Annotated in this window: 13 protein-coding genes; 6 read left to right on the top strand and 7 right to left on the bottom strand. The window is 64.1% G+C overall.

Annotation, left to right across the window (positions count from 1 at the left end):
• Window positions 1-571: 571 nt before the first annotated feature.
• Window positions 572-775, bottom strand: coding sequence for a hypothetical protein (locus NKI72_RS32370; RefSeq protein WP_352744481.1), 204 nt, complete (start codon window positions 773-775; stop codon window positions 572-574).
• 100 nt (window positions 776-875) lie between these two features.
• Here NKI72_RS32370 and NKI72_RS32365 point away from each other — a divergent pair, with 100 nt between their 5' ends.
• On the top strand, window positions 876-1373 hold the full coding sequence (locus tag NKI72_RS32365) for a methyltransferase family protein (RefSeq protein WP_352851942.1): 498 nt from the start codon (window positions 876-878) through the stop codon (window positions 1371-1373).
• A 19-nt stretch (window positions 1374-1392) separates the two neighbouring features.
• On the opposite strand, the gene NKI72_RS32360 is transcribed toward NKI72_RS32365, so the two are convergent.
• Entirely contained in the window at window positions 1393-2145 is a 753-nt protein-coding gene (locus NKI72_RS32360; protein WP_352469808.1) for an SDR family oxidoreductase, read from the bottom strand.
• A 121-nt stretch (window positions 2146-2266) separates the two neighbouring features.
• Between NKI72_RS32360 and NKI72_RS32355 the strand changes: the two genes are divergently transcribed.
• Entirely contained in the window at window positions 2267-2911 is a 645-nt protein-coding gene (locus NKI72_RS32355) for a TetR/AcrR family transcriptional regulator (protein ID WP_352458407.1), read from the top strand.
• A gap of 104 nt (window positions 2912-3015) precedes the next feature.
• On the opposite strand, the gene NKI72_RS32350 is transcribed toward NKI72_RS32355, so the two are convergent.
• Both NKI72_RS32350 and trxB read right to left on the bottom strand, forming a co-directional pair.
• Window positions 3016-3912 (bottom strand): LysR family transcriptional regulator, encoded by an 897-nt coding sequence (locus tag NKI72_RS32350; protein ID WP_023678345.1) that lies wholly within the window; start codon window positions 3910-3912, stop codon window positions 3016-3018.
• A 98-nt stretch (window positions 3913-4010) separates the two neighbouring features.
• The gene (gene trxB / locus NKI72_RS32345) at window positions 4011-4985 is read right to left on the bottom strand and encodes a thioredoxin-disulfide reductase (RefSeq protein ID WP_352469805.1); all 975 of its coding nucleotides are present in this window, start codon (window positions 4983-4985) and stop codon (window positions 4011-4013) included.
• Window positions 4986-5239: 254 nt separating this feature from the next.
• On the opposite strand from trxB, the gene NKI72_RS32340 reads away from it, so the two are divergent.
• On the top strand, window positions 5240-5716 hold the full coding sequence (locus tag NKI72_RS32340; RefSeq protein ID WP_352469300.1) for an Lrp/AsnC family transcriptional regulator: 477 nt from the start codon (window positions 5240-5242) through the stop codon (window positions 5714-5716).
• A 291-nt stretch (window positions 5717-6007) separates the two neighbouring features.
• Here the strand turns inward: NKI72_RS32340 and NKI72_RS32335 are convergent, their stop codons facing one another.
• From NKI72_RS32335 to NKI72_RS32325, 3 genes are all read right to left on the bottom strand, one after another.
• The gene (locus tag NKI72_RS32335; RefSeq protein WP_352586848.1) at window positions 6008-6583 is read right to left on the bottom strand and encodes a D-sedoheptulose-7-phosphate isomerase; all 576 of its coding nucleotides are present in this window, start codon (window positions 6581-6583) and stop codon (window positions 6008-6010) included.
• 7 nt (window positions 6584-6590) lie between these two features.
• The gene (gene rfaE1, locus NKI72_RS32330; RefSeq protein WP_352851941.1) at window positions 6591-8069 is read right to left on the bottom strand and encodes a D-glycero-beta-D-manno-heptose-7-phosphate kinase; all 1479 of its coding nucleotides are present in this window, start codon (window positions 8067-8069) and stop codon (window positions 6591-6593) included.
• Window positions 8070-8208: 139 nt separating this feature from the next.
• Complete coding sequence (locus NKI72_RS32325; RefSeq protein WP_352851940.1) at window positions 8209-8841, bottom strand: LysE family translocator; 633 nt, start codon at window positions 8839-8841, stop codon at window positions 8209-8211.
• 176 nt (window positions 8842-9017) lie between these two features.
• On the opposite strand from NKI72_RS32325, the gene rfaD reads away from it, so the two are divergent.
• The 3 genes from rfaD to waaC are packed head-to-tail and all read left to right on the top strand — an operon-like array spanning window position 9018 to window position 11928.
• The gene (gene rfaD, locus NKI72_RS32320; RefSeq protein WP_352851938.1) at window positions 9018-9968 is read left to right on the top strand and encodes an ADP-glyceromanno-heptose 6-epimerase; all 951 of its coding nucleotides are present in this window, start codon (window positions 9018-9020) and stop codon (window positions 9966-9968) included.
• Window positions 9941-10948: a lipopolysaccharide heptosyltransferase II gene (gene waaF / locus NKI72_RS32315; protein WP_352851936.1), complete on the top strand. Its 1008-nt coding sequence runs from the start codon at window positions 9941-9943 to the stop codon at window positions 10946-10948. The genes rfaD and waaF overlap by 28 nt, the downstream gene beginning before the upstream one ends.
• Entirely contained in the window at window positions 10945-11928 is a 984-nt protein-coding gene (gene waaC / locus NKI72_RS32310) for a lipopolysaccharide heptosyltransferase I (protein ID WP_352851934.1), read from the top strand. The genes waaF and waaC overlap by 4 nt, the downstream gene beginning before the upstream one ends.
• Window positions 11929-12066: the final 138 nt, after the last annotated feature.

Here is a 12066-nt window from a genome sequence, read left to right as displayed (position 1 = left end):
CCCCACCCCCCGGGGGGGGGGGCGCCCCCCGCCCCCACCCCCACCGCACGGCCCGCCGGCGCGCCCCTGGGCCCAAACCCGCACCGCGCCCCCGCAGCCCCGGGGCGCCGTTTCTTGCGGACCGTCTTCGTGGGAGGCGAAACGGCAGGTCCGCCGCATGCTTGCCGCCGGTGTTTGGCGGAGGAAGGTTCGGACGCGGTAGCTGCCTGAGCCCGGGTCGTCCGAGTGATGCCCCCATCCCCCGGACGAGCCACACCGCGTCCTATGCTCTGCTTAATCGATTTGGCGCGCCCGCGGCATGTTACCCGAGGTTACATGTCACTGTTACGCGACCGTTCCGGCCGATTTTCTGGCGATGTGTTGGTTTCGGGCAACAAAAAAGCCGGATCAATGAAGACCCGGCTGAGTTTGATTGGAAGTGCCTGTTAAGGCTAACCTCCAGAGGGGAACACTCGAGAGCGCTAATGGGAGGAGAACGCGCTCAGGAGATGATCTATATATGTGCTCTTCATGCCCAAGAAACAAGCATCTATTTTGCAACACTCACATGCAAAAAGGCGCCGGCTGTGGTCTAATCCGTCCCGAAGCGCAATAGGACCAGTTGAATCGCTGAAATACAGCCTGCGGCAAGGCAAAAATCGATCCACGGCCGCGAATCAGCAGCGATTCCTGCTCGGAAAATCGAAAAACGCAGGATGACGTGGAATCGTGCAGCACGCGTTTGTTTTTTCGGCAGCCAGACCTTGCTGGTGCATGCCGCCCAAAAGCCCGCCATCGAGCTTGACCTGAGGTGCGGCGGCTTGGGTTACGTGCCGGACAAGACCTGAAGCGCGTTGCAGGAGACCGTTCAAGGCCGCGCCCGTAAGGAGAGCTATATGCGAGCCACTTCGGCGATCGCCGGCAGCGTCATCTTCCTTGCTGTAGTGCCCGGCGTGGTCGCCGGACTGTTGCCTTGGCTGCTGACCGATCGCTATCGCCTGCCGTGGTCGAGACTGCCCGGTTTCGTTCCTGCGGGCTGGCTGCTGGTTGTCGCCGGCACAGCCATACTGCTGCACGCCTTTGCCCGGTTTGCCCTGGAGGGTCTGGGTACGCCCGCCCCGGTCGCGCCGACCGAGAGGCTGGTCGTCGGCGGCATCTACCGCCACGTCCGCAATCCGATGTACGTCGCCGTGCTGTCGATCGTCCTCGGCCAGGCATTGCTGTTTTCGAGCTGGACGGTCGCCGCCTATCTAGTCATCGCCGCGGCCGCCATGATCTCCTTCGTGAGACTATATGAGGAACCGACGCTTGCCCGCCGCTACGGTGACGAATACGAGGCCTACCGCCGTGCCGTACCAGGCTGGCTGCCCCGCCTGACACCTTGGCGCGGCTGAAGCAGGCTCCAAGGCAACGTCACCACGGCAGCGGGCCGTCCTCGTTCGAGAACGTGCCCGTCGGACCGTTCGCGTCGAGAAGCGCGAGGCGCACGGGCTCCCGCGCGGCCTGTTCGACTGTGCGCGGACCTTCGAAGTTGTTGAGCTCCGTCGCGGTGTAGCCCGGGCACGCAGCGTTGACCTTGATGCCGGTCTCCTCGAGCTCGATGGCGAAGGCGAGCGTCATCGCGTTGACGGCCGTCTTCGACGGGTTGTAGACGGCGCCAAACGACGTGCGGTACGGAAAGGCCGGATCCGCGTTCAATGTCAGCGAGCCGGCGCCGCTCGATACGTTGACGATACGCGCCGCCGGCGCCTCACGAAGGAGCCGCAGCATCGCTTGCGTGACGGCGACGATGCCAAACACGTTCGTCTCGAATACGGCGCGTACGTCGTCGAGGGAGGCAATGCTCGGGCGGCCCGAATTGATGATCTCCTCGAGCGGCCTGCCCGGCTTTCCCGCATGGGAGATGCCGGCATTGTTCACCAGCACGTCGAGGCGGCCGAGTTCGATGCGGATGCGCTCTGCCGCGGCGGCGATCGACGCCTGATCGGTGACGTCGAGCTGCAGGGCGTGGGCATCCTCTCCGATGCTATTTGCGGCTGCCTCGGCATGCTCGAGCCTGCGCGATCCTACGAGCACGGTAAGGCCGTTCGCCGCGAGGTCCTTGGCGATCTGAAGACCGATGCCCTTGTTGGCCCCGGTGACCAGGGCGACGGGTTTGTCCTGCATGGTAATCTCCTTTTGTGCACCGATGTGTGGCCAACACCGCTTTGCCGTGCTAGATATAAGTCAAACGGAACCACGTTCCACATATATCCGGAACAAGGTTCCGTTTGCAAGAGGTAATTTGATGGGCGAAAAAACGCCGAACGGCAAAACGGATCAAGGCGATGGTCTGGAACCCCGCGACCGCGCGGATCGCCACGTGCGCGCCGACGCACGGCGCAACATCGACGCGTTGCTCCGGGCGGCCATGGCGGTGTTCGCGACCTCCGGCGTGGAGGCTCCGGTGCGAGAGATCGCGGAAAAGGCTGGCGTCGGCGTCGGCACCGTCTACCGCCATTTTCCACAGCGCTCGGACCTGATCGTGGCCGTCTTCCGCAACGAGGTTGACGCCTGTGCGGACGCCGCGCCGATCCTGGCCGGAAAGCATGAGCCCGGTGAAGCGCTGGCCCTGTGGATGCAGCGCTATGTGGATTTCATCACGGCAAAACGCGGCCTCGCGGCAGCCTTGTACTCAGGCAATCCGGCATTCGACACTTTGCCTGCCTATTTCAACCAACGGCTCCGGCCCGCGCTTCAAACATTGCTGGAGGCGGCGGCCGCGGCCGGCGAGGTGCGCGCCGATATCGAGCCGGGCGACCTGTTGGGGGCGGCCGCCAGCCTTGCCATGCCGGCACATGGCGGCGGCCCTGCCCAGGCGCGGCGCATGGTTGCCCTGCTGGTCGACGGTTTGCGCTACGGCGCCAGCACGCTGGCGGATACGCGTTCCTAAAGCGCGTTGCGTTCGACCGACCTGATGCGACGCGCTTTAGGTTCTTGTTTGATGCATGTCCTTATCGCAAAACCGCTGCACGCTTTTGCGCGACACGCATTAAATCAGAACGACCAGCTGCGCGCCTTGGCGATGATGAAATCGCGGAAGACATGCAGCTTCGCCTGGTTCTTCATCGCATCGGGATAGGCGAAATAGGTATCGAAGGACGGCACTTCGGTCTCGGGCAGCAACTGCACCAGTCCGGAATCCTTGCTGACCACGTAATCCGGCAGCATGGCGATGCCGGCGCCGCCCTGCACCGCCCGCTTGATCGACAATATGTCGTTGATCTGCAGCGTCGGCACCCTTTGCCCGCCTTCGAAATCGCCGACCGTCTCCAGCCAGTTCAGTTCCGACAGATGCGCCGGCACCGGCACGCCGAAGGTGACGATGCGATGGGTTTTCAGCTCGGCGATCGAATTCGGCTTGCCATATTTGTTTACATAGGATGGCGCCGCGTAGAGATGGAAATGCACGGTGAACAGGCGGCGCTGGATGAGGTCCGGCTGCTGCGGCTGGCGCAGCCGGATGGCGCAGTCGGCCTGGCGCATCGTGAGATCGAGCTCCTCATTGGCCAGGATGAGCTGCAGGCTGACCTCGGGATAGAGCTCGATGAATTCCTGCACGCGCTCTGTCAGCCAGCCAGCGCCGAGGCCGACCGTGGTCGTCACCCTGAGCACGCCGGAGGGCCGGTCCTTGGTTTCGGTCAGTCGCGACTTGATGGTTTCGAGCTTCATCAGCACGTCGTGCGCCGTGCGGAACAGCATCTCGCCCTGCTCGGTCAGCACCAGGCCGCGGGCATGGCGATTGAACAGCGGCACGCCGACGTCATGCTCGAGCGCGCTGACCTGCCGCGAGATCGCCGATTGCGACAAATGCAGTGTTTCCGCGGCATGGGTGAACGACCCCGCTTCCGCCGCGGCGTGAAACACGCGTAGCTTGTCCCAATCCAACGCCATGATTTCCCCTCGTCCTGTTTTCTGGCGTCCGCCTGTTTTCGGCGTCTGAATGAAAAATCAGGCTTTTGCGCGGCTTTTCTCAGCCGCTTATCGAACAATCACTCCGCCGCTTCGCGGTGAACCTCGATCCCCGCCAGATATTTTTCCGCCTCGAGCGCGGCCATGCAGCCGAGACCGGCCGCCGTCACCGCCTGGCGGTAGATGTCGTCGGTCACGTCGCCGGCGGCGAACACACCCGGCATATCGGTGCGGGTCGAATCCGGCGCCGTCCACAGATAGCCGTTCGGCTTCTGCTTCAGCTTGCCGGCAAACAGCTCGACCGCCGGCGCGTGGCCGATCGCCACGAACACGCCGTCGACCACCAGATGCATCTCCTGCCCGGTCACCACGTTGCGCAGCTTCAGCCCTTCGACCGACGGCGGCAGCGGCGCCTTGCCGGGCCTGCCGGTGATCTCGTCGACCACCGTGTCCCAGATGATGCGGACATTGTCTTTCCGCAGCAGCCGCTCGCGCAGGATGCGCTCGGCGCGGAAATCGCTGCGCCTGTGGATGACGGTGACGCTCTTGGCCAGGTTGGAGAGATAGAGCGCTTCCTCCACCGCCGAATTGCCGCCGCCGATCACCGCGACGTCCTTGCCGCGGTAGAAGAAGCCGTCGCAGGTGGCGCAGGCCGAGACGCCAAAACCCATGAAGGTGTGTTCGCTCGGGATGCCCAGCCATTTCGCCTGGGCTCCGGTGGCGATGATCAGCGCGTCGGCGGTATAGATCGTGCCGGAATCGCCCTTGGCGCGGAACGGCCGCACGTTGAGGTCGACCTCGGTGATGATGTCGTTGACGATGTCGGTGCCGACATGCTCGGCCTGCCTGAGCATCTCGCTCATCAGCCATGGACCCTGGATCGGTTCGGCGAAGCCCGGATAGTTTTCGACATCGGTGGTGATCATCAATTGCCCGCCCTGCTGCAGGCCGGCGACCAGCATCGGCTTGAGCATGGCGCGGGCGGCATAGATCGCCGCCGTATAGCCAGCGGGGCCGGAGCCGATGATGAGAACAGGCGCGTGCTTGGTGATCATGAAAAACCTCTGCGGGGAGCAGCCATGGATTGTGGCATGAACTCTCGTCGATTGTTGCGCGTAATGTAAGTGTTGCCTGCGATGCCAGCAAGGCAAGTTGCCGTTCGTCCCCGGAAAGCTTCGGCGCCGGCGACGGCGACAAGCAACCCGCAGCAAGATGTGCGAAAATCCTCGATCCAGCGGATGGAATGGACAGCAAAGTCGTTTAATTACAAAGTCGCGAAGGATTCTTTCGCGTCACCACGGAAGCCACCATGCCGATCAAGGCCGATCTCGATGCCATCGACTGGAAGATCCTGCGCGAGCTTCAGCAGGACGGACGCATGACCAATGTCGAACTGTCGGGCCGCGTCGGCATTTCGGCGCCGCCGTGCCTGCGCCGCGTCAGGCGGCTGGAAGAGGCCGGCATCATCCGCGGCTACCGCGCTTTGCTCAACGCTCCGGCGCTCGGCCTCGACGTCGTCGCCTTCTGTCTGATCGGCCTGCATCACCAGGCCGACGCCGAACTCAAGACCTTCGCCGAGCGCACCCGCGGCTGGCCGATCGTGCGCGACGCCTGGATGGTGTCGGGCGAGTCCGATTTCCTGCTGCATTGCGTGGCGAGCGATCTCGGCACCTTCCAGACCTTCGTCATCGAGGAACTGGCCTCGGCCCCCAATGTCGATACGGTGCGAACCGCGCTGACCATCCGCCGGGTCAAGGACGAAGGACTGGTGGCGTTTTCGGCTTAAGAGAGCAGGCAAAGCGGCTGCGAAACAAAAAACCGGAAACAAAAAACCCGCCTCGGAGGGCGGGATCGTCGGTGGAATCATCACCATACCCAAATTAGTAGCATAGCTGCCGGCACAAAGCAAGAACAAAATTGCCTTCAGCTTTGAAGATTGGCTTCATTCCAGCTTGGGTTCCTCGCCCCACGAAAGTGGGGAGGTGGCTCGGCGAAGCCGAGACGGCGAGGGGAACCGCGCCCTACGAAGCCCCCGCTTCGCGGAGGGCGAGGAACCCAGGTCCTGAGAGTTCGAGGATCACCCTGCGTCGCAGAGGCGCGTTTCGACCATTTCGCACAAATGGTGGTAGAGGCACAAATGCCCCTGCTGGATGATCGGCGTCGAGGTCGAGGGTACGTTGAGCAGGATGTCCGAGAGCGGCTTCAGCTTGCCGCCGGTGTCGCCGGTCAGGCTGACAACCGTCATGCCCATCATGCGCGCCTGCTGGGCGGCGGCGAGGATGCTTGGCGAATTGCCGCTGGTCGAGATGGCGAGCAGCACGGCGCCCGCCGAACCATGCGCCTCGACCTGGCGCGCAAACACCGTGTCGAAGCCGTAATCATTGCCCCAGGCGGTCAGCACCGCCGCGTTGGCCGGCAGCGCGATGACGTTGTAGGCCTTGCGCTCCCTGAGGAAGCGGCCGACCAGCTCGCCGGCGATATGGATGGCGTCGCTGGCCGAACCGCCATTGCCTGCTATCAGCAGCGCCTTGCCCTGCGAAAGCGCGGCGACGACGGCGCTGACCGCCCGCTCCATCTCGCTGGTCAGGTCGCGCTCGACCATCGCCGAAATCGCGGCCGCCGAGCGCGCCAGGTAATCGTTCAGTTCGGACATGAAACCCTCAGTTCCCGGCGCGCAATCTGCCGATGGTGCCGGTCGTGCTCTTGCCGGCGACGAGGTCGACCAGCACGACGCGGCCGCCGGCCTTCTGCACGACATCGGCGCCAACCACCTGATCGACCGTATAGTCGGCGCCCTTGACCAGTATGTCGGGGCTCAGCGCCTCGATCAGCGAAAGCGGCGTATCCTCCTCGAAGATGACGACGGCGTCGACCGAGGCAAGTGCTGCCAGCACGCAGGCCCGGTCATGCTGGTCGTTGACCGGGCGCCCCGGCCCTTTCAGCCGGCGCACCGAGGCATCGCTGTTGAGGCCGAGCACCAGCCGGTCGCACTGGCTGCGCGCCGCATGCAACAGGCTGACATGGCCGGCATGCAGGATATCGAAACAGCCATTGGTGAAGCCGACGCTCAAGCCCTCGTCTTTCCAGCCCGCCACCAGCCGCACGGCGGCGGCGGCATCGAGGATCGCATCCAAGTGGGCGACCGGACCATGCGAGCGAAACAGCGCACCGGTGAGTTCCTCGATCGTCAGCCGCGCCGTGCCGCGCTTGCCGACGACAACACCGCCGGCGGCGTTGGCGATCGATCCGGCCATGACACGATCAGCCCCTGCTGCAAGAGCCAGCGCGAAGGTCGCGATTACCGTGTCGCCGGCGCCCGAAACGTCGAACACTTCGCGCGCCTGCGTGGCGATATGGCGGGCATCGTCCGCACCGATGACGCTCATGCCCTTTTCGCTGCGCGTCGCGACGACGAAATCGAAACCGTGCGCCGAAATCAGCTGGCGTGCCGCCGCCTCGATTTCGTCGTCGGCAAACACTGCGCGGCCGACCGCCTCGCCGAGTTCCTTGCGGTTGGGCGTGATTGCCGTCGCGCCGGCATAACGCGCATAGTCGCGGCCCTTCGGGTCGACCAGCACCGGCTTGCCCGCTTGCCGGCAGATCGAGATCAGCTCGCCGGCGACGCCGTCGAGCAGCACGCCCTTGCCATAGTCGGACAGAATGACGATGTCGGCGCGTGCCAGCGCTTCGCGAAAATGCCCGACCAATGCCGCGCGCTCGGCATCGCCCAGCGGCTTGATTTCCTCTTCGTCGAAACGCAGCACCTGCTGGTTGAGCGCGCTGAAGCGGCTTTTCGACGACGTCATGCGATCGGCATCCTGCGCCAGCCCGCCGGCGTCGACGCGAAAGTCGCCGAGCATGCGCATGAGGTTCTTGCCGGCCTCGTCAGCGCCGATCACCGAGACCGGTATGACGGCAGCGCCGAGCGAAACGATATTGGCGACGACATTGCCGGCGCCGCCCATCGCCAGCGTTTCGCCGCGCCCGTGCAGCACCGGGATCGGCGCTTCCGGCGAAATGCGCTCGATCACGCCGTTGACGAAACGGTCGAGGATGAAATCGCCGACCACCAGCACGGTGGCGCTGCCGAAGCGCGAAATGGCGCGGTGAAGAGGTTCGGGAGAGGGCAGCTTGATCATGTCAACGCGTGGGAGAGCCGATTTTCAGTGACGGGGGATTCGATTGGCAGGGCCGGCCGTTCATGGCGATGCCGATATACCGCAATTTCAGCCGACGCAACGGCAGGCCTTCGACCGGTCGCGGCGGCGCGACAATGCGTCAGCTTTTCTGCAACGCGACATGCACGCCCAGTCCGACAAGCACCGCACCGCCGGCGCGCCGCATCAGGCGCTGCGCCCGGCTCGACTGCCGCAGCCTGGCGATCACCGCGCCGGCCAGCACCACGCAAACAATGTCGGCCGACGAGAACATCAAATTGACGATTGTTCCAAGCACGACGAACTGCAGCCAGACCGGAAACGCTGCCGAGGCATCGATGAATTGCGGCAGGAACGCCATGAAGAAAATCGCCGTTTTTGGGTTGAGCACCTCGACGGCAACGCTCTCGAAAAAGGCGCGGCGGGCGGATTTCGGCTGAATTCCCGGCAAGACAACGTCGCCTTGCGCCTTGGCGCGAAACAAAGAAACACCGAGCCAGATCAGATACAGCGCACCGACCAGCTTGACCGCCATGTAAAGCACCGGCACGGCATGGAAAAGCACCGACAGGCCGACGGCGGCGGCGAAGACGTGTACGTAGCCGCCAAGATGGATGCCGAGCGCCGCCATCAGCCCGGACCAGCGGCCGCGCGCCATGGTTTGCGCGGCGGCATAGAGCATAGCCGGGCCGGGGATATAGGCGAAGATCGCCGCGGTGGCGAAAAAGGCGACAAGCAGTTCGGTTGACGGCATTACCTTGCTCCTGTCGCCGGTCGGCCGGCAGGCCGACTGAAACGTGACCTTTGCGGCGCCACTATGGCGCTCATCCGGCCGCCCAGCCACCTGCTTTGTCGACAGCCCGGCCCGCCTCCCCTATAAGGCCAGAATCCCACAAGGGCTACAACCGGCACAAGGTACCAGAGGCTTTCATGATCATCGTCACGGGCGGCGCCGGCATGATCGGTTCCAACATCGTCGCCGCGCTCAACGCCGACGGTTTCAGCGACATCCTCGTCGTCGACGACCTCACCGACGGCCACAAGATCGCCAACCTCGCCGATCTCGAGATCGCCGATTATCTCGACAAGGACGATTTTCTGGCGCGGATGGAGGCCGGGGACCTCGGCCGCATCGAGGCGGTTTTCCACCAGGGTGCCTGCTCGACCACCACCGAATGGAACGGCAAGTTCATGATGGAGGTCAACTACACCTATTCGAAGCGCCTGCTGCACGCCTGCCTGGCCCTGCGCGTGCCCTTCCTCTATGCCTCCTCCGCTTCGGTCTATGGCGGCGGCGCCGAGTTCCGCGAAGAGCCACAATGCGAACGGCCGCTAAACGTCTATGCCTATTCGAAAAAGCTGTTCGACGATTATGTCCGCCGCGCTGTCTTCGATACCGACCATTCGCCGGTGGCTGGCCTGCGTTATTTCAACGTCTACGGACCGCGCGAGGCGCATAAGGGCGCCATGGCCTCGGTCGTCTTCCATCTGTTCAACCAGGTCGAGCAAGGGCAGAACCCGAAGCTGTTCGGCGCCTATGGTGGTTTCGGGCCCGGCGAGCAGAGCCGCGACTTCATCCATGTCGGCGATGTCGCCGACGTCAATCTGTGGCTGTGGAAACGCGGTTCCAGCGGCATCTTCAACTGCGGCACCGGCAAGGCCCAGCCGTTCCGCGCCATTGCCGAGACGGTGATCGATACGCTCGGCAAGGGCCAGATCGAATTCATCGAGTTTCCCGACCACCTCAAGGGCAGCTACCAGAGCTTTACGCAAGCTGATATGTCCCGCTTGCGCGCAGCCGGTTACAATGGCCAGTTCCGCACAGTGGAAACCGGCGTCAGAGACTATGTCGAATGGCTGAAAGCCCAACGATCCTCGTGATCGGCCCACGCTGGGTGGGCGACATGGTGATGGCGCAGTGCCTGTTCCAGGCGCTGAGGGAGCTTCATCCGGATGCCGCCATCGACGTGCTGGCGCCGGCGTGGGCAGCGCCGCTGGTCAAGCGCATGCCCGAAATCCGCCAGCAGATCGACCTGCCGCTGCAATCCGGCACGTTCGAATTCCGCATCCGAAGGCGCTTCGGCCGGCTGCTGCGCGGCCGCTACGACATGGCCTTTGTCCTGCCGGGAAGCTGGAAATCGGCGCTGATCCCGTTCTTTGCCGGCATTCCGCGCCGCGTCGGCCATCTCAAGGAAATGCGCTACGGGCTGCTGACCGACATCGTGCCCTTGCCCGATCGCCTGAAACGGCGCACCGCGCAGGCCTATTTCAGCCTTGCCCGGGGCGGCGCGTTCCAGGCGCCGAAGCTTGCCGTCGATCAAGCCAACCAGGCAGCATTGTTCGGTCGTTTCGGGCTGACGGCGGGGAAATTCGTGGCACTCATGCCCGGCGCAGAATTCGGCCCGGCCAAGCGCTGGCCGAGCGAACACTATGCCGGGCTTGCGCGTGAGATGATGGCGAAAGGGTTTGGCGTGGCGCTGTTCGGATCGAAGAACGACGCCGGGGTGACGGCTGAAATCGCCGCGCTGGCTCCGGGCGCCGTCGATCTTGCCGGCCAGACGCGGCTCGAGGATGCCATCGACCTGATCGCCGCGGCGAGGCTTGCCGTCTCCAACGACAGCGGGCTGATGCATGTCGCCGCCGCCGTCGGCACGCCGGTCGTCGCCATCTACGGCTCAACCTCGCCGCAGAACACGCCGCCGCTCGCCGAGCGCCGCGAACTGGTCTGGCTCGGCCTGTCCTGTTCGCCCTGCCACAAAAAAATCTGCCCGCTCGGTCATCTCAACTGCCTGAAGACGTTGGAGGTCGAACGCGTCGTGGCGGCGGCGGAGCGGCTGCTGGAAATGCCGGCCGCCGCATGAAAGTGCTGATCGTCAAGACATCGTCCATGGGCGATGTCATCCACACCTTCCCGGCGATCGAGGACGCGCGCCGCGCTCGGCCGGATATCTCCTTCGACTGGTGTGTCGAAGAGGCATTTGCCGGCATTGTGGCGCTGCATCCAGCCATCCAGACCATCCACAGCGTGGCGATCCGGCGCTGGCGCAGGAAGCTGCTCGAGCCCGGCACATGGCGGGAAGTGATCGGCTTGCGCCGCGCCTTGCGCGATTGCCGCTACGACCTCGTTCTCGATGCGCAAGGCTTGCTGAAATCGGCGCTGGTGGCGCGGCTGGCGGCAGCGCCGATCGCCGGCTTCGATCGGTCGAGCGCTCGCGAGCCTTCGGCAAGCCTGTTTTATGGCCATCGCTACGCCGTGCCGCGCGGCCTGCATGCCATCGAGCGCACGAGACGGCTGTTCGGGCTGGCGCTCGGCTACGAACCGGATTTTTCCCGGCTTGAATCGGGCATCGCGCCGCCAGCCGGAAAATCGACTTTTGTCGGCGAAAAGACCGCCTTCCTGCTGCACGGCACCAGCCGCGAGGACAAGAAATGGCCGGTCGCGGACTGGATCGAAACCGCCCGTCTGCTGGTGGACAAGGGGATGACGCCGGTCACCACCTGGTCGAACGACCGGGAAAAGGCGGTTGCCGAAGCGATCGCCGGCGCCGTTTCGCAAACCGTGGTGTTTCCCAGATCGCCGCTTGCCGAGATCGCCGCTGTCATCGGCGGCTCGGCGCTGGTCATCGGCGCCGACACCGGCCTGACCCATCTCGCCAGCGCTTTCGGCCTGCCGACGGTGGCGATATTCCTCGCTACCGAGCCTGGCCTGACCGGCCCGCGTGGGCCATTCTCATCGACGCTGCTGGCCCCACCTGGGAAGCGTATGATGCCAGCGGAAGTGATAGCGGAAGCTGAAAGGCTTGTGGAGCGCCAGACGCTTGATCAGGCCGGTGGCCGCTGATTTGCTCAATCAATTCAATCGGAAGGTCAGCGCTGCCCCCTTCCCTTCTCCCCTTGTGAGATCTTTGCACAGAAGCCGATCAGTGATTCTGTTGTGAGGTTGGAGCAGGGAGATTCGCGATGGTGGATCGTGTTCTGG

Origin of the sequence: Mesorhizobium sp. M0437 (genome assembly GCF_040321335.1) — a bacterium.
In the GTDB taxonomy this organism is placed as follows: domain Bacteria; phylum Pseudomonadota; class Alphaproteobacteria; order Rhizobiales; family Rhizobiaceae; genus Mesorhizobium.
Note: the sequence above shows the minus strand (reverse complement) of the source record. Positions and strands in the feature narration are given on the sequence as shown.